The organism is Azospirillum argentinense, assembly GCF_000632475.1.
Lineage (GTDB): Bacteria > Pseudomonadota > Alphaproteobacteria > Azospirillales > Azospirillaceae > Azospirillum > Azospirillum baldaniorum.
In genome coordinates this window covers 512,501-533,131 of the sequence record NZ_CP007797.1, presented here as the reverse complement: position 1 = coordinate 533,131, position 20,631 = coordinate 512,501, and the positions used below count along the sequence as shown (strand labels likewise).

Below are 20,631 nucleotides of genomic sequence, written 5' to 3'. Positions count from 1 at the left end.
GAGAGTCAACAGCGCGCCGCATCGAGGGTAGCCGATGATTTCACCAACCTCCGTCGACTGGACTTCGCTCAACACCCTGCGCGCCACGCCGGGGCCGGAGGTGACGGCTCTGCCGGCCTCGTTCCTGACGATCACCAAGGCCGCGAACCTGAAGCCGGCCATCGTCCGCCCGGTGCTGGACGGGCTGCTGCGTCAAGGCTTCGTGCGCGAGTACGAGACCCAGTACGGCAAGGCCTACGCCCGTACGCCGGAGGGCAACCAGCGCATTCGTGAAGTGAGGGAGTGGCTGCGCTGAAAGCGCCCTCTCTCCCTATAAAGAGCGGGCCCTGGAGAGAGCGGGACGCCAAGCGCACAAAAAGGAACGGCGCCCCTTTTGGGGGCGCCGTCTTCGCGAGGTGTGCCGTCAGACTGTCGGGAAGCGATCAGACAACCTTGTTGGCGTGCAGCTCGGCGATCTGCTGCGGGGTGTAGCCGAGGCTGGCCAGAACCTCGTCGGAGTGCTCGCCGAGCAGCGGCGATCCGGTCACTTCGACGGTCATGTCGGAGAACTTGATCGGGCTGCCGACGGTCAGGTACTTGCCGCGGGCCTTGTGGTCGACCTCGACGATCGTGCCGCTCTTGCGGAGCGACGGGCACTCGGCGATTTCCTTCATGGTCAGCACCGGGGCGCACGGGATGTCGAACTTGCGCAGGATGTCGACCGCCTCGTACTTCGTCTTGTCGGCCAACCAGCCCTCGATGAAGGCGAAGATGTCGAAGATCTTGTCCTGACGCGCCTGGGCGGTGTTGTAGGCCGGATCGTCGATCCACTCCGGCTTGCCGAGAGCCTTACAAATCGGCGCCCAGGCGTGGCCCTGGATGGTGAAGTAGATGTAGGCGTTCGGGTCGGTCTCGGCGCCCTTGCACTTCAGGACCCAGCCCGGCTGACCGCCGCCGCCGGCGTTGCCGCCACGCGGAACCACGTCGGAGAACTCGCCGTGCGGGTACTGCGGGTACTCTTCCAGATAGCCGACGCGGTCGAGACGCTGCTGGTCGCGCAGCTTGACGCGGCAGAGGTTGATGACCGAGTCCTGCATCGACACGGCGACCTTCTGGCCCTTGCCGGTCTTCGAACGGCCCATGAGGGCAGTCAGGATGCCGATGGCGAGGTGCATGCCGGTGTTGCTGTCGCCGAGAGCGGCGGCGCTGACGGTCGGCGGTCCATCCCAGAAACCGGTGGTCGAAGCCGCACCGCCGGCGCACTGGGCGACGTTCTCGTAGACCTTCAGGTCCTCGTAATGGTGGCCGTCGCTGAAGCCCTTCACCGAGGCGACGATCATGCCCGGGTTCAGCTCGTTGATGCGCTCCCAGGTGAAGCCCATGCGGTCGAGCGCGCCCGGACCGAAGTTCTCCACGAGGACGTCGGACTCCTTGATCAGCTTCTCAAGGATTTCCTTGCCCGCCGGGGTCTTGGTGTCCAGCGTCAGCGAGCGCTTGTTGCTGTTCAGCATCGTGAAGTAGAGCGCGTCCGCTTCGGGAATGTCACGGAGCTGGTTGCGGGTGACGTCGCCGGAACCCGGCCGCTCCACCTTGATGACGTCCGCGCCGTACCAGGCGAGGAGCTGCGTGCAGGCGGGGCCGGCCTGAACGTGGGTGAAGTCGATGATCTTGATTCCTTCGAGCGGCTTGCTCATGGCTCGTTTACTCCCTCTCACTTATTGCGATGCCGTTGTTGAGCACTGGACAACACGGACAAACTGGCGGGATGGGTTGTGGTTACTGGCTTGCGGACTCCAACTCCGACAGGCGTCGGCGGAGCTTGCGCTCCTCGGCCCAGCGGCTGCTCTCGTCGCGGATGATGGCGACGATTCCGGTCACCGAGCCGTCCGGCGCGGTCAGCAGGGCGACCGTGAAGGCGATGGACAGGGCGTGCCCGTCCTTGTGCAGGGCCGGGACGCGCAGCACATCGCTGCCGTAGCGCGTCTGGCCCGTGCGCATGGTGTTGGCGTAGCCGTCCCAATGGCGCTGGCGCTGGCGTTCCGGGATGATGATGTCGAGCGATTGCCCCAGCGCTTCGCCCTCCGCGAAGCCGAACATCCGCTCGGCCGCCGGATTCCACAGGGTGATGGCGCCCTGCGCGTCGGACACGACGATCGCGTCCCCGGCGGCCATGACCAGCTGTGCGAAATCGACTGTTGCGCTCATGAAAGCATTCGCTCCGACACCGGACCCGAAACCTTCCGACGCCGTCATGTTTTCTTCAAAACACGCCCGCGCCCTTGGTTTTGCACTTCGTTTCCGAAGCGCGATGGGATGTGAGATACCGTATACCAGATGCGAAATGCCTGGCAAGCCCTTTTGTGCGTTAGGCGAACTAATCGCGCTTCGGACCTTTCGCGGCAAATGCCGGAGACTGGGAGAGGGGGCGGCCCGATGCGCGCATCCGGGTCCGTTCCGGCACCAGGGAGCCGCCATGAAGCCTCCGGTATAAAACCGGCACCCGCCTCGTCCGTGGCGGATGAGGGGGAGGGCGGGCGCTCGCCACCGTTGAGCCGGCGGATGATCCGTAGCCGGCAGATATGGCCGTTCGGTTTTCGGTGTGCCAAGATGGCCGACCGCCTCTGATCCGGGGCGGCGGCTCGAACAGGGTAGGGGCATGACGGGGCGTTTCAGAACCAAGATCATCATCGGCATGACCGCTGTCCTGGCCGTGGGAGCGGCGGCGGTCACCTCGGTTTCCCTGTTCCTGTCGCGCGACGCCGCGGAGCGGGCGGTCACGACCCTGGTGGCCGAAACCGCCGACCATCACGGCGCGCGGGTGGCCGCCGACATCTCCGCCGCCCTGGCCGACGCCCGTTCCACCGCCGCGCTGGTGGAGGTGGAACGCTCCACCGGCGCCCCGCGCCGGGAGACGGTCAACCGCTACCTCAACCGCCTGATGGCGGTCGGCCCCCTCTACGCCGGGGTGTGGGTGGACATGGCTGACGACGGCTTCGACGGGCGCGACCGCGAGGTAGCCGGGCTGGACCGCGCCGCCGAGATTCTGGGGCTGCCCGGCACCGGGCGGATGAGCCTGCTGTGGCTGCCCGGCCCCAAGGCCGACGACAGCGAGGGCTATCCCTTCTCCGACGTGAAGGAGAAGGAATATTACCGGGCCGCCGCCGCGGCCGGGAAGCCGGTGCTGACCGAACCCTATCTGGACGATCTGACCAAGACGCTGATGACCAGCGCCGCAGCACCGGTGAAGGACGGCGACCGGGTGATCGGCGTCGCCGGCGTCGACCTGACGCTGAGCGGACTGACCGATCTGGTCCGCCGGGTGAAGCCCTATGGCGACGGCCACGCGGCGGTGCTCACCGGCGCCGGGGTCTATGTGGCCCATCCCGACGCCGGCCGCCTGTCCCATCCCGCCGACGACCTGCCGGAGGAGGCGCGCCGCGCCATCGCCGAGGGGCGGGCCTACGACGGCGTCGTCACGCTCGGCGGTGCCCCCTATTACCTGCGCCTGTCGCCGGTGCGCTTCACCGGCGCCGACGGCGCGTGGTCGTTCCTGGTCGCCGCGCCGCAGGCCAGCGTGATGGCCGATGCCAACCGGCTGACCCTGCTGACCGTCCTGGTCGGGGTGGGCTGCATCCTGCTCGGCGGTCTGGTGGCGTGGCGGGTGGGCGACGGCATCGCCCGGCCGATCGCCGGGCTGACCGTCACCATGGACCGGCTGGCCGCCGGCGATCTGGACGCCGCCATCCCCGGCGCCGACCGCAAGGACGAGGCGGGCGCCATGGCCCGCGCGGTCGGGGTGTTCAAGCAGGGGCTGGTGCAGGCCCGCGACCTGGGCCGCCAGCAGGAGGCGGAGTGGCGCGCCAGGGAGGCGCGGACCGCCACCCTCCTCGACCTGCAGCGCGGGTTCGAGGAGCGGGCGGGCGGCCTGACCGGGGCGCTGGCCTCGGCGGCGCAGCAGCTCGAATCCACCGCCCGCGCCCTCACCGGCATCGCCGAGCAGACCCACGGCCGGTCGGAGCGGATGACGCTCTCCGCCCATTCCGCCGCGGACAACGTGCAGACCGCCGCCGCCGCGACCGAGGAGCTGTCGGCCTCGGTGGAGGAGATCGGGCAGCAGGTGGGCGAGTCCGCCCGCATCGCCGAGGCGGCGGTGGCCGACGTGAAGCGCGCCGACTCGGCGGTCGTCGTGCTGGCCGACAGCGCGGAGCGGATCGGCGCCGTCGTCGGCCTGATCAACGACATCGCCGGCCAGACCAACCTGCTGGCGCTCAACGCCACCATCGAGGCGGCCCGTGCGGGTGAGGCGGGAAAGGGGTTCGCGGTGGTCGCTGGAGAGGTCAAGAGCCTGGCCAACCAGACCGCCCGCGCGACCGAGGACATCGTCGGCCAGATCAAGGGCATCCGCGACGCAACGGGCGAGGCGGTGGAGGCGGTGCGCGGCATCAGCCAGACCATCGCCCAGGTCAGCCGCATCGCGTCCGGCATCGCGGCGGCGGTGGACCAGCAGTCCGCCGCCACCCGCGACATCGCCCGCAGCGTCCTGCAGGCCGCCGACGGCGCCCGCGAGGTCAGCGGCGGCATGGGCGAGATCCGGGCCGGGGCGGGCGATACGGGCGCCGCCGCCGACCAGCTCCTCGCCGCCGCCGCCGGGGTGGCCGGTCAGTCCAAGGAACTGGCGCGCGAAATCGACCGCTTCATCGCCGGTGTCCACAAGGCGTGATCCGCGGGTCCTTCCATCTCCCCGGAAGTGAGAGGGAAGGATTGCGGGACGTTACCGCGCCCGCGCCGTAGGCAGGGTGAAGGACACCGACTCCGGGCGGCCCGGCAGGGAAAGCTGGGCCTCCACCGGGGCGCAGCGGCTGACCACGGCGCCGCGGCGCAGGACGAACAGGCGGGTGGCGCGGGTGCGGATCGCCTCCACCGGGTCGGCGGCCTGGAGCACCACCAGATCGGCGTGGCAGCCCACCTCCAGCCCGTAGCCGTCGAGGTGCAGCAGCTTGGCCGGCGCCTCGGTCACCGCGCGGAAGCAGGCGAGCATCCCGTCATAGCCGGTCATCTGCCCGACATGCAGGCCCATGTGCGCGACCTCCAGCATGTCGCCGGAGCCGAGCGGGTACCAGGGGTCCATCACGCAGTCGTGGCCCAGCGCGACGGTCAGGCCGGCACCCATCAGCTCCGGCACGCGGGTCATGCCGCGGCGCTTGGGATAGGTGTCGTGGCGGCCCTGGAGCGTGATGTTGATGAGCGGGTTGGCGATGACGCCGAGCTTCGCCTCGACCATCAGCGGGATCAGCTTGGAGACGTAGTAGTTGTCCATGGAATGCATGGAGGTAAGGTGCGAACCGGTCACCCGGCCCTGCATCCCCAGCCGCTGCGTCTCGTAGGCCAGCGTCTCGACATGGCGGGACAGCGGGTCGTCCGACTCGTCGCAATGCATGTCGACCAGAAGCCCGCGCTCCGCCGCGATCTCGCAAAGCAGCTTCACGGAGGCGGCACCGTCGGCCATCGTCCGCTCGAAATGCGGGATGCCGCCGACCACGTCCACGCCCATGTCGAGCGCGCGTTTCAGCAGCTCCACCGCGCCGGGCGCGCGCAGGACGCCGTCCTGGGGGAAGGCGACGAGCTGCAGGTCCAGGTAGGGGGCGACCCGCCGCTTGACCTCCAGCAGCGATTCCACGGCCAGCAGGCGCGGGTCGCAGATGTCCACATGGCTGCGGATCGCCAGCAGGCCACGCGCCACCGCCCAGTCGCAATAGGCTAGCGCCCGCTCGACGATGGCGTCCTGGACGAGTTGCGGCTTCAGCTCGCCCCACAGCGCGATGCCCTCCAGCAGCGTGCCGGAGCGGTTGACCCGGGGCAGGCCGTAGCTGAGCGTGGAGTCCATGTGGAAGTGCGAATCGACGAAGGGCGGCGTGACCAGCCGGCCCGTCGCGTCGATCTCCTCCCCGGCGGGACCGGGCAGGTCCTTTTCCACCGCGGCGATGCGGCCCTCGCGGACGCCGATGTCCATGCCGGTGCGGCCGTCGGGCAGCGTGGCGCGGCGCAGGATCAGATCGAACATCAGCGTTCTCCTTTGCGGTACGGGATCATCAGCGCCCGCGGGTAGGAGGCGCGGCGCGCCACCAGCACCAGCGCCAGGATGCTCAACAGGTAGGGCATCATCAGGAACAGCTGGTAGGGCAGGACGCCCCCCGCCACCTGCTGAAGCCGCAATTGCAGCGCGTCGAAGGCGGCGAACAGCACCGCGCCCAGCAGCGCCTTGCCGGGTCGCCAGGAGGCGAAGACGACCAGCGCGATGCAGATCCAGCCGCGCCCGTTGACCATGTTGAAGAAGAAGGCGTTGAAGGCCGACAGGGTGAGGAAGGCCCCGGCCAGCGCCATCAGCGCGCTTCCCGCCACCACCGCGCCGATGCGCACCGCGGTGACGCTCAGGCCCTGGGCCTCCGCCGCCGCCGGATTCTCGCCGACCATGCGCACCGCCAGCCCGACCGGCGTGCGGTAGAGGACGTAGGCGACCACGGCGACGAGGATCAGCGCCATGTAGGTCATCGGCGTCTGGGCCAGCGCGCCGGGCAGGTCCAGCGGCTGGAACGGCTCGATCGTCGGCGGGGTGCTCGCCTGCGGCAGGACGAGGCGGTAGACGAAGTAGGACAGGCTGGTGCCGAGCAGGGTGACGCCGATGCCCGCCACATGCTGCGACAGGCCCAGCGGCACCGTCAGGGTGGCGTGCAGCAGCCCCATCAGCCCGCCGCACAGCGCCGCCACCAGCACGCCGGTCCACAGGTCGGCGCCCTGGTAGACGGCCATCCAGCCGGCCATGGCGCCCATCGTCATGATGCCCTCGATGCCGAGGTTCAGCACGCCCGCCCGCTCGCACAGCAGCTCGCCCAGCGTGCCCAGGATGTAGGGGGTGGCGATGCGCAGCACCGCCGTCCAGAAGGCGGCGGAGACCAGGATGTCGAGGATCGTTTGCAACAGCTCCATGGCGCTCACCCCCGCCGCAGCCGGTAGCGCGTCAGCAGCCCGGCGACCAGCATGCACAACAGGCTGGTGGCGACGAGCACGTCGGCGATGTAGTTGGGCACCGGCATGGCGCGGCTCATGGCGTCGGCGCCGACGAAGATGCCGGCGATGAAGACCGCGGCTCCGACCACGCCCACCGGGTGCAACTGCGCCAGCATGGCGACGACGATGCCGCTGTAGCCGAAGCCAGGCGACAGGTCGAGCGTCAGGTAGCCCTTCAGCCCGCAGACCTCGATCACCCCGGCCAGACCGGCCAGCCCGCCGGACAGCAGGGCGGTGCGCAGCATGACGCGGGTCACCGGCATGCCGGCGAAGGCCGCGGCGCGCGGGTTGGCGCCGACCGCCCGGTTCTCGTAGCCCCAGATGGTCCTGGTGTCGATCAGCCAGAGCAGGGCCGACAGGCCCAGCGCGACCAGCAGGCCGGTGTGCAGCCGCGTGCGCTCGACCAGCTTGGGCAGCTCGGCGGCTTCGACGACGGGGGCGGACTGCGGCCAGCCCATGCCCATGGGGTCCTTCAGCGCGCCTTCCAAAAGCATGGAGACGAGCAGCAGGACGATGAAGTTCAGCAGCAGCGTGGTCACCACCTCGTCCACGCCGAAGCGCACCTTCAGCACGGCGGGGCCGAGCAGCGTGGCGCCCCCGGCGGCGGCCCCGGCGATCATCACGGTCGGCAGCAGCAGCCAGGCCGGCAGGTCCAGCATCCCGCCGCCCAGCACGACGGCGGCGAGCGCGCCCATGTAGAGCTGCCCCTCCGCCCCGATGTTCCACAGCTTGGCGCGGAAGGCGACGGCGGCGGCGAGGCCGGTGAGGATCAGCGGGGTGGCGCGGGTCAGCGTCTCGGTCAGGGCGAAGCGGGAGCCGGCGGCTCCCTCCAGCAGCAGGCCGTAGGCGCGCAGCACCGGCGCGCCGGTCCAGGCGACCAGCAGCGCGCAGAGCGCCAGCGCCGCCACCACCGCCGCCACGGGCGCCAGCAGGCGGGCGGCCAGCGGGGTATGCTCTCGCGGTTCAAGCCGCATGGTTTTTTCCTTGTTCGTTTTCCCTGCGGCGGCATTCAGGCACCGCCGCTGCCCCCTCCCTAACCCTCCCCCTCTTCGAGGTGGAGGGGACTGCCGCAACCCTCCCCCTCTTCGAGGTGGAGGGGACTGCCGCCGCTTCGCCCAAGGCACCCTCTTCCGCAACGCGGGGGAGGGTCGGGGAGGGGCAACGGCGCCGGCAGTGCCCCTTCGCGGCAATGACGGTGGACGGTGTCGGTTCACTGGACGCCCTCCCCGACGATCTCCGGCAAAATCTCCCAATGCCCGGCCATCAGCAGGCCGAGCTGGCGGACCGACACGCGGCCGTGGGGCAGAACGGGGGTGAGGCGCCCGTGATAGGCGACGGTGATGCCGTCAGCCAGCGCCAGGATCTCGTCCAGATCCTCGGAGATCACCAGCACCCCGGCCCCGGCGGCGCGGGCCTCCAGCAGCCGCCCATGGACGTAGGATACCGCGCCGACGTCCAGGCCGCGGGTAGGCTGGCTCGCCAGGATCAGGTCCGGCCCGTGGGCCAGCGTGCGGCCCAGGATCAGCTTCTGCATGTTGCCGCCGGACAGCAGCTGCGTGCGGGCGTCCGGCCCCGGGCAGCGCACGTCGAACGCCTCGATCACCTCCTCGGCGTAGGCGCGGGCAGCCCCCCGGCGAATCAGGCCAAAGCGCTGGAAGGCGGGGTCGTGGTAGCGCTCGGCGATCAGGTTTTCCCACACCGCCATGGCGCCGACGAGGCCGGCGGCATGCCGGTCCTCCGGGATGCGGGCGACGCCGCGCCGGACCATCCCCGCCGGGCTGGCGTTCCCGGCGGCTTCTCCCTTCAGCGCCATGGTGCCGGAGTCGGGGTGGATCAGGCCGCTGATCAGCTCGGCCAGCGCGGTCTGTCCGTTGCCCGACACGCCGGCGATGCCGACGATCTGACGACGGCGCACGGTCAGGTCCACGCCGTCGAGCAGCGGGCGCCCGTGGCCGGAGGCGACGGTGACGCCGGACAGCGTCAGCACCGGCTCGCCCGGCTCCAGCGGGGCGGGGGTAGGCGGCTTCAGGGCGCGCCCGACCATCAGCTCGGCCAGCTCCTCGCGGTCGGTCTCGGCGGTCCTGCGGGTGGCGACGAGGCGCCCGCCGCGCAGCACGGCGACGGTGTCGCTGGCCGCGAAGACCTCGTTCATCTTGTGGCTGATGAAGACCACCGCCAGGCCGTCGGCGGTCAGGCGGCGCAGCGTGTCGAACAGGCTGGCGGATTCCTGCGGGGTCAGCACCGCGGTCGGCTCGTCCAGGATCAGGACGCGGGCGTCGCGGTACAGCGCCTTCAGGATCTCGGCCCGCTGCCGCTCGCCCACCGACAGGTCGCCGACCAGCGCGTCGGGCCGCACCTCCAGTCCGAAGCGGCGGGCGAGGTCGAGCAGCTTGGCCTTGGCGGCGGCGCGGTTGGAGCGCGGTCGCCATAGCGACTCCGTGCCCACGGCGATGTTGTCGAGCACCGACAGGTTGTCGGCGAGCGTGAAGTGCTGGTGGACCATGCCGATCCCGGCGGCCAGCGCCGCGCGGGGGAACCGGGGGGAAGCGGCTGGCCGAACGCCTCGATGCTGCCCTCGTCGGCCACGTAATGGCCGAACAGGATGTTCATCAGAGTCGTCTTGCCGGCGCCGTTCTCGCCCAGCAGGGCCAGCACCTCGCCCTTGTGGAGCGTCAGCGAGATGGACTCGTTGGCGACGAGCGGCCCGAACCGCTTCGTGATGCCGGAGAGGCGGAGGACGATGGGGGGTGATGTCATGGATGTCCGCGGGGTGCCGGGGAGGCAAGAAACATATTCCCTCTCCCCTCCGGGGAGAGGGTTAGGGTGAGGGGGTTGCGCGTCTCGGCACGTCCGGCAAAAGCGCGCGCGTCTCGGCACGTCCGGCAAAAGCGCAACCCCCTCACCGGCCCTTCGGGCCACCCTCTCCCCAGAGGGGAGAGGGTTCGATGGCCTCCCTCACAGGAGGGAGAAGGAAATGTGGATCACATCGTCGACTTGGGCTCGTTGTCGTTCACCTTCACGGTGAACTTGCCGTCGAGGATCTCCTGCTCGCGGGCCTTCACCTTGGCCACCACATCGGCGGGCACCTTGCCCTCGAAGGTGCCGAGCGGGGCGAGGCTGGAGCCCTTGTGGACCATCTGGCTGTAGGGACCGTAATCCTCGGCCTTGTAATTACCTGCCTTCACGGCGGCGATGGCGCGGTCCACCGACGGCTCCATGTGCCACAGCGCGCTGGCGACCACCGTGTCCGGGTACTGCGGCTGGGTGTCGATGACGTTGCCGATGGCCAGGACCTTGCGCTCCTTGGCGGCGTCGGACACGCCGAAGCGCTCGGCGTACATCACGTCGGCGCCGCGGTCGATCATGGCGAAGGCGGCTTCCTTGGCCTTCGGCGGGTCGAACCAGGAGCCGATGAAGCTGACCATGAACTTCACGTTCGGGTTCACCTCCTTGGCGCCCTCCATGAAGGCGTTCATCAGGCGGTTCACCTCCGGGATCGGGTAGCCGCCGACCATGCCGATGACGTTTGACTTGGACACCGCACCCGCGATCATGCCGGTCAAATAGGCCGGCTCCTGGATGTAGTTGTCGAAGACCGAGAAGTTCGGCTCCTGCGGCTTGAAGCTGGAGCCCATGACGAAGGCGGTCTTGGGATAGTCCTTCGCGACGGCGCGGGCTGCGCGCTCGACGCCGAAGACCTCGCCGAAGACGAGCTGCTGGCCGCCCTCGGCGTACTGGCGCATCACGCGCTCATAATCGGTGTTGGCGACCGACTCGGCCCAGACATACTCGATCTCGCCGCGGGCCTCGGCGGCCTTCAGGGCGGTGTGGATGCGGCTGACCCACTGCTGCTCGATCGGCACGGTGTAGATGCCGGCGACCTTGACCTTCGACTGGGCCCAGGCGGGCAGAGCCATCGCCGCGACGGCGGCCGCCGCCGCGCCGCACAGGACGGCGCGCCGCGCCACGCCCAACAGATTCCCCATTTTGCAACCCCCTCCGTCTGCTTTGCTGTTTCAGCTCAGAAATGCAGCAGAGGCGTTGCAACGGCAATGCCATTCCGTGCGCGTCAGCCCTGCTGCGGCTCTCACGGGTCGGCAGGGTGGCATGTGACCAAAAGGGCGGCAACGATTCTCAGCGGGTGCCGTAAAGCCGGTCGCCCGCGTCGCCCAGGCCGGGGAGGATGTAGCCGTTCTCGTCCAGCCGCTCGTCCACCGCGGCGGTGAAGACCGGCACGTCGGGGTGCGCGTCGTGGAAGGTGCGCAGGCCCTCCGGGGCGGCCACCAGCACCGCCAGCTTGATCGAAGCCGCACCCGCGTCCTTCAGCCGGTGCACCGCCGCGACCGCCGTGTGGCCGGTGGCGAGCATGGGATCGACCAGGATGACCATCCGCTCCTCGATGTCCTCCGGCACCTTGAAGAAATACTCGACGGGGGTCAGCGTCTCCTGGTCGCGGTAGAGGCCGATATGCCCGATGCGGGCCGACGGCAGCAGCGTGCGCATGCCGTCCAGCAGCCCTTGCCCGGCCCGCAGGATGGAGACGAGGCACAGCTTCTTGCCGGTCAGCAACGGCGCGTCGAAGCTGGCCAGCGGCGTTTCCACCGAGCGGTCCTCCAGGGGAAGGTCGCGCGTCAGCTCGTAACCCATCAGCTGTGACACCTCCCGCATCACCTCGTGGAACCGGGCGGTGGGGGTCTCCCGCCGCCGCAGAAGGGTCAGCTTGTGCTGGACCAGAGGATGGTCGATGACGGTGAGTGTCGGAATGGGCATGGGCAACCCTTCGGGTGGTTGGCGTCACATCAGAAGACGGTTCCGTCGCTGCGGATGCGGATCGGCGGGCCGCCGCCGGGGCGGCGCTCGCGGGCGATCCGGCGTCCGGCGGTCCAGGTCCCGCCCTGGAGAACCTTGGCGAGCGGGAAGCTCTCCGCGGGCACGCCCAGACGGGCGCGCACGTCGTCGGCGAGGCGGTCGAGCAGGGCGACGGTCAGGGCGCGCCACTCCACCACCGCCTCGTCCCCCACCTCCAACTCGTCGGTGAGAAGGCGCGCGTCCTTGGGCACCAGAACGCCGCTGTCCACCAGCAGCCCGCCATTGCGGTATTCCGGCAGGCCGGTCAGCCGGTCCAGCCCGGTGACGGCGATGCCCGCCGCCTCCAGCGGCTCGACCAGCGAGTAGCTGAGCCATTGCGACAGCTTGTGGAAGGGGACGAGGCCGACCGCCGAATGAGTCCAGGTATCGCCGAGATTGACGCCGCCGCGCTCGATCCGGCCCAGCCAGATCGGCCCCAGCCCGCGCAGCACCGCGTCGAGGATGGCGGAGGCGGGAAGCGTCCCGTCCACGGCCCGCGACTTCAGCGCGTCGTAGAGGGTGCCGACCCGCCCCGGCGTGCCGAACAGGTCGGGCGCGGCAGTCAGCGCGCTTCCCAGACGGCGCAGCAGGGCGGCGCGCCCCTCCAACCCGACCAGCGGGTTGTCCGGCCCGGCTTGGAAGCCACGGGCGAGCGCCGTCTCGGTCATGGCGGACAGGGCCGCCGCGTCGGCGCGCAGAGGGGCGTGGACTGGATCGTCGGCAAAGCCGCCGGAGCGGAACAGGTCGAAGCTGGCGATGGCCAACCCTTCGGAGCGGGCCAGCTCCACCCCCGCGGCGTCGCGGTAGCGCCAGCGGTCGCCCGCCCCGGCGTCGAGCAGAACGCTGGTCACCGCGAGGTCGAAGCGGATGCGCGCGGTCTCGTCGGCGTCCGCCCTCAACCCGGCGGCAAGCGTCGCCCAGCGGTCGTCGCCGTTCACCACGAAGTGCCGCCAGCGGCTGTGGTAGGGAACGTCGAGGTCCGGGTAGGACTCCCGCGTTACCGCGGCGACCAGGGCGGCGGCATCGAGCAGCCGCTCCGGGCGAAGCTCGAAATGGGCGAGGTCGCCGTGCTCGGCCTTCGCCAGGATCGCGTGGGCGCGCTGGCGCACCGCGTTGGCGGAGAGCAGCCACCCCACATTGTCGTCGCTGACGGCGCTCAATCGGTCAGCCCCCGGCCCTTGGCGACGGTCAACTCCTCCGCGGTCGGCACGGCGGGGGTGAAGTAGCCGGCGGCCTTCTTGGCGTCCATCTCCACCTTGGCGTCGTCGGGGATCAGCTCCTCCGGGATCGGGATCTGCTCGACAATCTCGATGCCGGCGCGGCGGATGGCGTCGGACTTCATGTTGCTCATCGACACCATGCGGTCGATGCGGGTGACGCCCAGCCAGTGGAAGACGTCGGGCATCAGTTCCTGGAAGCGCATGTCCTGAACGCCGGCCACGCACTCCGTCCGCTCGAAATAGGCCTCCGCGCGGTCACCGCCGGGCTGGCGCTTGCGCGCGTTGTAGACCAGGAACTTGGTCACTTCGCCGAGGGCGCGCCCTTCCTTGCGGTTGTAGATGACCAGGCCGGCGCCGTTCTCCTGGGCGGTGCGGATGCACTCCTCGACGCCGTGGGTCAGGTAGGGGCGGCAGGTGCAGATGTCGGAGCCGAAGACGTCCGACCCGTTGCACTCGTCATGGACCCGGCAGGTCACCTTGCGCGCCGGGTCGGTCAGCGCCGCCACGTCGCCCAGGATGTAGACGGTCAGCCCGTTGATCGGCGGCAGGAAGACCTTCAGGTCGGGGCGGGTCACCAGCTCCGGGAACATGCTGCCGGTGTGCTCGAACAGGCCGCGGCGCAGCGCGCTCTCGGTGATGCCGAAGCGCTTGGCGATGCCGGGGAGGAACCACACCGGCTCGATGGCGACCTTGGTCACGCGGGCGTCGCCGCTGGGCAGCAGGATCTGGCCGTCCGCCGCCAGCCGCCCGGCGCGCATGGCGTCCACCAGTTCCGGCATCTTGATGCGCGCCTTGGTCACGGCGATGGTCGGGCGGACGTCGACACCGCGCGCCAGATGATCGCCGAAGGCCTCGCTGACCATGTGGCCGAAGGGATCGATGGAGACGATCTTCTCCGGATCGCCCCATTGCGGGTGCGGGCCGATGGGCTCCGCCGGGGCGGTGTTGGTCAGGTCCGGCACGTGATAGGCGCTGAGCTGACCCGCCGCGACGGCGAGCGCCCGGTAGACCGCATAGCTGCCGGCGTGGGCGCCGATGGAATTGCGCTGCGCCGGATCGGAGAGGGAGGCGACGACCGGCCCGCGCTCCGCAGCGGTGGGGGCGCCCCAGTGGACCGGGGTGTAGCGCGGCTTGGCGCCGCCGGTCGGGTGCGAGGCGAGAACGATGTGACGTTGCGGCTGGTTGCGGCGGCTTTCCATACGGACGCTCCCGATGCCATTCACCATGCGACAGTGTGACACAGTTTCGGCGCCTGCGAACACCAAATCGAATGGCCGCAACCTCTGACGTTCGTTCGGTTTTCGACCCGCCATTTCCGCCGGGGGGCACCACCTTCGGGGAATAAGGGGTGCCCGAAATTTGTCCCAGCGCGGATGGTTGGAGCCAGAGCTTGGGCACACGATCTGCTGTTAGGATCGGGTCAACCGATCGCAGAAAAAGGATGCAGGGAATGTCCGTCCACTCAGGCGCGGGCCATTCAGGCAATGGTGGTTTCGGCAAGCGTGTGCCCGGCAAGCGTGGCTGGGGCGTGGCGCTGGGAGGCTTGGTGCTGACCGTGGCGCTGGCTGCTCCGGCCATGGCCGACGACCATGGGCGCTGGAAGAAGCACAAGCACAAGCATCACCACCGCGACCACGGCCCCGTGGTGATTTACGAGCCGCCTCCGCCGGTCGTGGTGATGCGCCGCCCGCCGCCCGTCTACTACGCCCCGGCCCCGCGTGTGGTCTACGCACCGCCGCCGCCGGTCTATTACGCGCCCGCCCCGGGTCTCAGCGTGCAGATGAACATCCCGCTGCGCTGAGTCCGCCGTCCTGCGGAAGGCGGCCCGCGACCGGGCGCGCCTTTACCGCAGGACCTTCATCGCAGGACGCGGCAGGGGTCCACGATCAGCATGTCCACCGGCTCGTCCTCGCCCTTGGCGGGCATGTCCTCGTGCTTGGGGATCAGCAAGCAACGTCCGTCCTGAAGCAGGACGGCCTTGACCCGGAACCACATCGTCTTCGGGTTGCTGCCGAAGGTGATTTCAAACGAATCGCCCGCCGCGATGCGCGCCGGCACCGGCACGTTGCCGTACTCGCGGCAGGTGTGGGTGAAGACCCAGTTGCGGCACAGCTTGAAAGTGGCTGACCCGCTGGTGGTTACCAGCGACACGCTCTGCCCCATGGCGGGGGCCGGAGACGCCTGAGCCGGCGCGCTGGCAAGCGCGGTTGCCAGGGCTGTCGCCAAAGCCGCTGTCCAAAGCGCCGCCACCATCCTCATGCTCGTCATCATCCACCATCCGTCGTGGCGCACAGTGTAGCACGCGCGGCTTCGCCCACGGGTTGACACTTCGGAAGGGCGGACTCCGCGCCGGCTCGCACCACGCTGTCCATACCGGGACGATGGGGGCATCCCGGATGTGAATGGGGTGACCTCCCGCCTGTGACCAGACTGGGGCACGGGCACCGAACGGTCCTGCGCGAGGGCGGCGGCGGTGTCCCCGGCACGTCCCCCGCAAACCCAGGGCTGGCCTGCTGTTGCGCCGCCGCATCAGGCAATGCCTGCGGTCGGCCGCTCCTATTTGCCACAAATGGTTAATTCATTTTAAAGGAATTGTTAGTATCTCATTAACCATCTGGAGCCACGGTCTAGCCATCGAAACCGCAATGGAATAGACAAATGGCGACGACCTCCACTGGTTTGACCAAGTCCAAAATCGTCGTGAACGCCTATGGCACCTCTTCGGACGCTGTGAATCCTCACTTTCGTCTGATGATCGACGGCAAGGATGTTGGTCAGGCGTCGGTGGGCTCGGCCGAGCCGAAAGCCTATACATTCGACGTTGACGTTTCCTCTGGTCAGGCACACAAAGTCCAGGTTGTTTATGACAACGACGATGTGAACGCAGGGTCGAACCGCGACCTGGGCATCAAGTCCATCGTCATCAACGGCCACACGCTGAGCCCGACCGACGCGAGCTACGAGCGGCACGACGATGCCGGCGGGACCATGGCCGGCCAGGAAGGCCTGTGGTGGAACGGGGCGCTGAGCTTCTCCACCCCGGCGTCGCTCTACGGTGCCACGCCCGACACGGCCACCAATACGGCCACGTCCGGCAGCACCCCCGCCGCGCCGGAGGCCGACAGCGCCGCCACGGGCGGCAGCGACGCCTCCGCCGCCACCGGCTCCTCGACCATCACCATCAACGCCCGCGGCACCGCCGCGGCGGGCCAGAACGCGCACTTCACGGTGCTGGCGGACGGCAAGAAGATCGGTGAGGGCACGGCCGGCACCGAGTCCAAGGACTTCTCCTTCAAGACCGATCTGGCCGCCGATCAGGCGCACAAGATCCAGGTCCAGTACGACAACGACGCCACGGTGAACGGCCAGGACCGCAACCTGCACGTCGGCAGCGTGACCATCAACGGCCACGAATACGCCCCGACCGGCTCCGCGGTCAGCTACGACAAGGGCGCGCTCGACGGCAAGGACGTCATCAAGGGGCAGGCCGACCTGTGGTGGAACGGCACGCTGGTGGTGGAGGCCGACAAGGGCCTGTTCACCTCCGGCTCCGCCTCCGCGCCCTCCACGTCGCCGAGCACGACGCCGGCCGCCCCGGTGACCACCCCCTCCACCGACAGCGGGGCCGGGTCAAGCAGCGGCTACCTGCACACCGAAGGCAGCCAGATCGTCGACAGCGCCGGCAACAACGTGAAGCTGACCGGCGTCAACTGGTTCGGTGCGGAGGGCTATGCCTTCGCCCCGCAGGGCTTGTGGCAGGACAGCTACAAGAACATCATGAACCAGATGCAGGACCAGGGGTTCAACACCATCCGCCTGCCCTGGTCGGACGCCATGCTGGACAACGGCCGCATGCCGACCGGCATCGACTATTCGAAGAACCCGGAGCTTCAGGGCAAGACCAGCCTCGAGGTGTTCGACAAGATCATCGAATACGCCGATCAGACCGGCATGAAGATCATCCTCGACCACCACCGCTCCGGCGACGGTGCCTCGGCCAACGAGAACGGGCTCTGGTACACCGACCAGTACCCGGAATCGAAGATGATCGAAAACTGGAAGATGCTGGCCCAGCGCTACGCCGACAACCCGTCGGTCGTCGCCGCCGACCTGCACAACGAGCCGCACGGCCAAGCCACCTGGGGTGACGGCAACCAGGCCACCGACTGGAAGGCCGCGGCGGAGCGCATCGGCAACGCCGTGCAGTCGGTCAACCCGAACTGGCTGCTGATCGTCGAGGGCGTCGAGAACTCGTCCGAGGGCACCTACTGGTGGGGCGGCAACCTGGACGGCGTGAAGACCAACCCGGTCGACTTCAACGTCGACAACAAGCTGGTCTATTCCGTCCACGACTACCCGCCGTCGATGGCCGGCTTCGGCTGGTTCAACGACCCCAGCTATCCGAACAACATGAAGGACATCTGGACGGACGCCTGGGGCTGGATCGTCCAGAAGGACATCGCGCCGGTCCTGGTCGGCGAGTTCGGCACCAAGCTGGAGACCAGCCAGGACAAGCAGTGGCTCGACGCCATGGTCAAGTACATGGACGGCGACTACAACGGCGACGGCAAGTCCGACCTGGCGGCGGGCGACCAGGGCGTCAGCTTCACCTACTGGGCCTGGAGCCCCGGCTCGGGCGACACCGGCGGCATCATGACCGACGACTGGGCGGTGAACACGGCGAAGATGCACGCCATCGAACCGGCCCTGTTCGACGGCACCATCGCCTGATCGCACGCGTGGTCCGTTGAGGAAGCGCCCGGCATCGGAGAATCTCCGGCGCCGGGCTTCTCCCGTTTTCCAGCGCCGCCGTTACGCCGAGGCCGCTCCGCGCGGGCGGAACAGCGCTTCCGCCTCGGCCCGCGGGTCACGGAAGAGGCTGGCCGGCTGTCCCGGACGCCCGCCGCCGGCCAGGATGGCGACCGTCTCGGCCAGCCACAGATAGGGCCCGCTGCGCCCGGCTTCGGGAAGGCGGGACAGGTCGCGCAGGTAATTGCCGACCGCCTGGGTCAGCGCCTGCTCGCCCGTAGCGCCCTGCACCCGCCCGGCGGCGGCGGCGAAGCGGCGGCGTTCCTCCGCATCCGTCTTCACCCGTTCCTCCACGGCTTTCAGAAGCGCCGTCCGGGTGCGGGAACCGTTCAGCAGGTTCAGAGCCATCACGACCGGATCGACCGGCCTCGCGGGGCGCGAAGCGGAGTCCCCCACCGTACGCCGCGGCTCGGTCCCGCGGCGCGTCGAATGTCCGTTCTGCATGGAATGTCTGGCTTTCTTTCCCCGGAAGGGCCGAGCAGCCCTTCAGATGGTGTAGGTTCCCTCGAACAGGTCGCCGAGCGCGAGGCGCATCAGGGACCGGGTCCGGGTGACGCGCCGATGCTCGTCGCGCGCGGTGACCATATGACAACGCCGGCACAGCCACCGCCGTTCCATCGCCTTCTCGGCCATCGCCTTTTCGGCGGACCGTTCGATCGCCGCGGCGCGGCGGTATTGTCCGACGATGCTGCGCGAGGTCCGGACCCCGGCATACTCGACCACGTCCGGCCAGGGGGCCGGGTCGCCTTCGTCGCTGAACCAGATCCCGTCGGGCGACAGCCAGCGGCCGTCCGGCAAACAGCGCAACGTATGGCCGTGCGGCCGCCCGCAATGCTCGCACCGCGGAGCGGCAGGGCTGGGGGCGATGGAACGGTCCTGATGTTCGGCGGGACGGTCGATGAGGCGGGCCATTCTGACCAGGGATGGTGGCTGCGAACAAAACCAAAACCGAATCTAGCGCATCGCACGGTCCGTGGGAATCCCCAACGATGGCCCGCCCGCGGTAATTCTTCGATCGCAGGTTATGACGAAAGCCGTGTGCATCGCCGCCTCGGCACCTTCCGCGGGACGCGGCCGCCGCTTTTGCAAGCCGGCGGGGCTGGTCGGAGCATTTTGCCTCTGGTTCCGGTGCGCCACTGCCTATACGCTGTCAGACAAATCGGAGCTATAGGTCATGGAAAAGGTAACAGTGCCGCAGAATTCGGCCGCGTCCGTCCCCGACAATTCCACCGGCGGTGGTGTGAAACAGCGCGTGGACTTCGAACTGAATGGCGTCCGCATCGTCGCTTTCCTGGACAGCGACCAGCCCACCCAGCCCGGCGGCATCATGTGGCCGCAGGCTGCCGAATCCTACGCCGCGGAGCAGGGGATCGGCATGAGCGATGCCCGCTGGTACAGCGTGCAGCCCTACCGCTTCGCGAACGGGCGCCCCAACGTCAACGAATACCGCCCCAACGGCCAGACCTGGAAGTTCGAGACCAACCTGAACACGGCGGCGGAGATCGTCCGCCGCCTCGGCCTGGATCTCGACTCCCTGCCGCTCGACATCTGATCCCGCGTCCAGCCTGGTGATGCCGGGCGCTTACGCGCCCGTCATTGGAATACCGGGCGCTTACGCGCTTGTTATTGGAGTACCGGGCGCTTATGCGCCCGGGGGTACCACGAAGCAGGCCATGCCCATGCCCGTCAGGCCGGCGCAGCTCTGCGCCGCGTCCTGTTGCGTCAGGCCGGTCAGCCGGGCGCGGTAGAGCGGCCCGTTCTGCGTGTCCACCGTCTGCACCACCCGCTCCGTGCGGCTCAGCGTTCCCGGCATGGACCGGCGCGCCCGGTCGATGATGCGGGCGCTGTCGTCGGGCGACCGGAAGGCGCCGAGCTGGACGGTCCAGCCGCCCGCGGCGGCGACCTTCACCGGCAGCGGCGTGGCCGCGATGACCGGCGGGGGCAGGGGAGCGACCGGTGGGGCCGGCACCGGAGTCACCGGAACCACCGGGGCCGGGGCGGCGGAAATGGGCGAGGGCTGCGTGGCGGGCAGGCTGGCGACTTCCACCGTGCCGCCGGTGGTGCCTCCCTCCAGGCGCGGCGACACCGACGCGATGTAGCGCCGCGTCTCGCCGGGCAGGCGGCGGTTGCCGGCCAGATAATCGGCGTAGCAGCCCGGTCCGCAATTGTAGGCGCCGAGGAAGCCCGGCGACCCGAACAGGTCGTACATCTCCCTGAGATAGGCGGTCCCCGCCAGGATGTTGTCGCGCGGGTGATACGGGTCGGAGCCCAGCCCGTGCTTGCGGCGCATCTCCGAATAGGTCACCGGCATCACCTGCATCAGACCCATGGCGCCGGCATGGCTGGTGATGGGGCGCCCGTTCATCATGGTGCGCCCGCCGCTCTCCTGGCGGATGACCTCGCGAATCCACTGCTCCGGCATCCCGAAGCGGCGCGAGGCCTCCGATATATGGGCGTCGATGTTGGTGTCGCGGGAGGAGGATGACGGATCGCTGGCGCACGCCGCGAGAAGGCCGGACAGAAGGGCCGCCGTCAGGAGCGATTTTCTGAAACGCACAGTGCCGTCCACCTGTTGTGACGATCGATCGGATGACCGGTGGGTGACCGGGACGGCAAGATTGCACATTTCCCTCAAATCCTGAATGGCCCTGTCTGTGACCAATGGTTCATTGTGACGCTGGCGTTTCAGAAAAAATGCGGGTTGATGAAA

18 protein-coding genes and 1 pseudogene are annotated in these 20,631 nt (G+C 69.1%); 5 read left to right on the top strand and 14 right to left on the bottom strand.

The window, feature by feature from the left end; genetic code table 11:
• Positions 1-34 precede the first annotated feature (34 nt).
• Positions 35-295: a hypothetical protein gene (locus tag ABAZ39_RS31690; protein WP_014200106.1), complete on the top strand. Its 261-nt coding sequence runs from the start codon at positions 35-37 to the stop codon at positions 293-295.
• 127 nt (positions 296-422) lie between these two features.
• Here ABAZ39_RS31690 and frc read toward each other — a convergent pair whose 3' ends face one another.
• Entirely contained in the window at positions 423-1,673 is a 1,251-nt protein-coding gene (gene frc / locus ABAZ39_RS31685) for a formyl-CoA transferase (RefSeq protein WP_040138265.1), read from the bottom strand.
• Positions 1,674-1,755: 82 nt separating this feature from the next.
• Complete coding sequence (locus ABAZ39_RS31680; protein ID WP_040138264.1) at positions 1,756-2,184, bottom strand: PAS domain-containing protein; 429 nt, start codon at positions 2,182-2,184, stop codon at positions 1,756-1,758.
• Between the two features lie 451 nt (positions 2,185-2,635).
• Between ABAZ39_RS31680 and ABAZ39_RS31675 the strand changes: the two genes are divergently transcribed.
• The gene (locus tag ABAZ39_RS31675) at positions 2,636-4,699 is read left to right on the top strand and encodes a methyl-accepting chemotaxis protein (RefSeq protein WP_040138263.1); all 2,064 of its coding nucleotides are present in this window, start codon (positions 2,636-2,638) and stop codon (positions 4,697-4,699) included.
• A gap of 51 nt (positions 4,700-4,750) precedes the next feature.
• Here ABAZ39_RS31675 and ABAZ39_RS31670 read toward each other — a convergent pair whose 3' ends face one another.
• The 8 genes and pseudogenes from ABAZ39_RS31670 to ABAZ39_RS31635 all read right to left on the bottom strand — a co-directional run bounded on the left by ABAZ39_RS31670 (position 4,751) and on the right by ABAZ39_RS31635 (position 14,311).
• Positions 4,751-6,040 carry an amidohydrolase family protein gene (locus ABAZ39_RS31670; RefSeq protein ID WP_040138262.1) on the bottom strand — a complete coding sequence of 430 codons (1,290 nt, stop codon included), beginning with the start codon at positions 6,038-6,040 and terminating at the stop codon, positions 4,751-4,753.
• Positions 6,040-6,963 carry an ABC transporter permease gene (locus ABAZ39_RS31665; RefSeq protein ID WP_040138261.1) on the bottom strand — a complete coding sequence of 308 codons (924 nt, stop codon included), beginning with the start codon at positions 6,961-6,963 and terminating at the stop codon, positions 6,040-6,042. The genes ABAZ39_RS31670 and ABAZ39_RS31665 overlap by 1 nt, the downstream gene beginning before the upstream one ends.
• A 5-nt stretch (positions 6,964-6,968) precedes the next feature.
• Positions 6,969-8,018, bottom strand: a complete 1,050-nt coding sequence (locus ABAZ39_RS31660; RefSeq protein WP_014200097.1) for an ABC transporter permease — start codon at positions 8,016-8,018, stop codon at positions 6,969-6,971.
• Positions 8,019-8,254: 236 nt separating this feature from the next.
• Positions 8,255-9,801 (bottom strand): annotated as a pseudogene (locus ABAZ39_RS31655) (ABC transporter ATP-binding protein).
• Positions 9,802-10,025: 224 nt separating this feature from the next.
• Complete coding sequence (locus ABAZ39_RS31650; protein ID WP_040138260.1) at positions 10,026-11,030, bottom strand: BMP family protein; 1,005 nt, start codon at positions 11,028-11,030, stop codon at positions 10,026-10,028.
• A gap of 148 nt (positions 11,031-11,178) precedes the next feature.
• Entirely contained in the window at positions 11,179-11,814 is a 636-nt protein-coding gene (upp, locus tag ABAZ39_RS31645; protein ID WP_040138259.1) for a uracil phosphoribosyltransferase, read from the bottom strand.
• 29 nt (positions 11,815-11,843) lie between these two features.
• Positions 11,844-13,052, bottom strand: coding sequence for a URC4/urg3 family protein (locus ABAZ39_RS31640; protein WP_040138258.1), 1,209 nt, complete (start codon positions 13,050-13,052; stop codon positions 11,844-11,846).
• A complete protein-coding gene (locus tag ABAZ39_RS31635; protein WP_040138257.1) occupies positions 13,049-14,311 on the bottom strand; it encodes a GTP cyclohydrolase II in 1,263 nt (420 codons plus the stop codon). The genes ABAZ39_RS31640 and ABAZ39_RS31635 overlap by 4 nt, the downstream gene beginning before the upstream one ends.
• A 251-nt stretch (positions 14,312-14,562) precedes the next feature.
• Between ABAZ39_RS31635 and ABAZ39_RS31630 the strand changes: the two genes are divergently transcribed.
• Positions 14,563-14,913 (top strand): hypothetical protein, encoded by a 351-nt coding sequence (locus tag ABAZ39_RS31630; RefSeq protein ID WP_040138256.1) that lies wholly within the window; start codon positions 14,563-14,565, stop codon positions 14,911-14,913.
• Between the two features lie 56 nt (positions 14,914-14,969).
• Here the strand turns inward: ABAZ39_RS31630 and ABAZ39_RS31625 are convergent, their stop codons facing one another.
• Positions 14,970-15,380 (bottom strand): hypothetical protein, encoded by a 411-nt coding sequence (locus ABAZ39_RS31625; RefSeq protein ID WP_247881803.1) that lies wholly within the window; start codon positions 15,378-15,380, stop codon positions 14,970-14,972.
• A 390-nt stretch (positions 15,381-15,770) separates the two neighbouring features.
• On the opposite strand from ABAZ39_RS31625, the gene ABAZ39_RS31620 reads away from it, so the two are divergent.
• Complete coding sequence (locus ABAZ39_RS31620) at positions 15,771-17,843, top strand: cellulase family glycosylhydrolase (RefSeq protein ID WP_040138254.1); 2,073 nt, start codon at positions 15,771-15,773, stop codon at positions 17,841-17,843.
• A gap of 81 nt (positions 17,844-17,924) precedes the next feature.
• On the opposite strand, the gene ABAZ39_RS31615 is transcribed toward ABAZ39_RS31620, so the two are convergent.
• Together ABAZ39_RS31615 and ABAZ39_RS31610 are read right to left on the bottom strand one after the other, a co-directional pair.
• Positions 17,925-18,269, bottom strand: a complete 345-nt coding sequence (locus tag ABAZ39_RS31615) for a hypothetical protein (RefSeq protein ID WP_247881802.1) — start codon at positions 18,267-18,269, stop codon at positions 17,925-17,927.
• Positions 18,270-18,407: 138 nt separating this feature from the next.
• Positions 18,408-18,833, bottom strand: a complete 426-nt coding sequence (locus ABAZ39_RS31610) for a hypothetical protein (RefSeq protein ID WP_014200085.1) — start codon at positions 18,831-18,833, stop codon at positions 18,408-18,410.
• Positions 18,834-19,095: 262 nt separating this feature from the next.
• On the opposite strand from ABAZ39_RS31610, the gene ABAZ39_RS31605 reads away from it, so the two are divergent.
• Entirely contained in the window at positions 19,096-19,473 is a 378-nt protein-coding gene (locus ABAZ39_RS31605) for a hypothetical protein (RefSeq protein ID WP_040138252.1), read from the top strand.
• A gap of 90 nt (positions 19,474-19,563) precedes the next feature.
• Here ABAZ39_RS31605 and ABAZ39_RS31600 read toward each other — a convergent pair whose 3' ends face one another.
• A complete protein-coding gene (locus ABAZ39_RS31600; protein ID WP_040138440.1) occupies positions 19,564-20,478 on the bottom strand; it encodes a lytic transglycosylase domain-containing protein in 915 nt (304 codons plus the stop codon).
• Between the last annotated feature and the right edge of the window lie 153 nt (positions 20,479-20,631).

Bases quoted from the DNA above. Each gene is read 5' to 3' on its own strand.
- ABAZ39_RS31615 (WP_247881802.1), bottom strand. From the start codon at position 18,269: ATGGCTCTGAACCTGCTGAACGGTTCCCGCACCCGGACGGCGCTTCTG.
- frc (WP_040138265.1), bottom strand. From the start codon at position 1,673: ATGAGCAAGCCGCTCGAAGGAATCAAGATCATCGACTTCACCCACGTT.
- ABAZ39_RS31670 (WP_040138262.1), bottom strand. From the start codon at position 6,040: ATGTTCGATCTGATCCTGCGCCGCGCCACGCTGCCCGACGGCCGCACC.
- ABAZ39_RS31630 (WP_040138256.1), top strand. From the start codon at position 14,563: ATGTCCGTCCACTCAGGCGCGGGCCATTCAGGCAATGGTGGTTTCGGC.
- ABAZ39_RS31690 (WP_014200106.1), top strand. From the start codon at position 35: ATGATTTCACCAACCTCCGTCGACTGGACTTCGCTCAACACCCTGCGC.
- ABAZ39_RS31660 (WP_014200097.1), bottom strand. From the start codon at position 8,018: ATGCGGCTTGAACCGCGAGAGCATACCCCGCTGGCCGCCCGCCTGCTG.
- ABAZ39_RS31675 (WP_040138263.1), top strand. From the start codon at position 2,636: ATGACGGGGCGTTTCAGAACCAAGATCATCATCGGCATGACCGCTGTC.
- ABAZ39_RS31665 (WP_040138261.1), bottom strand. From the start codon at position 6,963: ATGGAGCTGTTGCAAACGATCCTCGACATCCTGGTCTCCGCCGCCTTC.
- ABAZ39_RS31625 (WP_247881803.1), bottom strand. From the start codon at position 15,380: ATGACGAGCATGAGGATGGTGGCGGCGCTTTGGACAGCGGCTTTGGCG.
- upp (WP_040138259.1), bottom strand. From the start codon at position 11,814: ATGCCCATTCCGACACTCACCGTCATCGACCATCCTCTGGTCCAGCAC.
- ABAZ39_RS31620 (WP_040138254.1), top strand. From the start codon at position 15,771: ATGGCGACGACCTCCACTGGTTTGACCAAGTCCAAAATCGTCGTGAAC.
- ABAZ39_RS31610 (WP_014200085.1), bottom strand. From the start codon at position 18,833: ATGGCCCGCCTCATCGACCGTCCCGCCGAACATCAGGACCGTTCCATC.
- ABAZ39_RS31605 (WP_040138252.1), top strand. From the start codon at position 19,096: ATGGAAAAGGTAACAGTGCCGCAGAATTCGGCCGCGTCCGTCCCCGAC.
- ABAZ39_RS31680 (WP_040138264.1), bottom strand. From the start codon at position 2,184: ATGAGCGCAACAGTCGATTTCGCACAGCTGGTCATGGCCGCCGGGGAC.
- ABAZ39_RS31650 (WP_040138260.1), bottom strand. From the start codon at position 11,030: ATGGGGAATCTGTTGGGCGTGGCGCGGCGCGCCGTCCTGTGCGGCGCG.
- ABAZ39_RS31635 (WP_040138257.1), bottom strand. From the start codon at position 14,311: ATGGAAAGCCGCCGCAACCAGCCGCAACGTCACATCGTTCTCGCCTCG.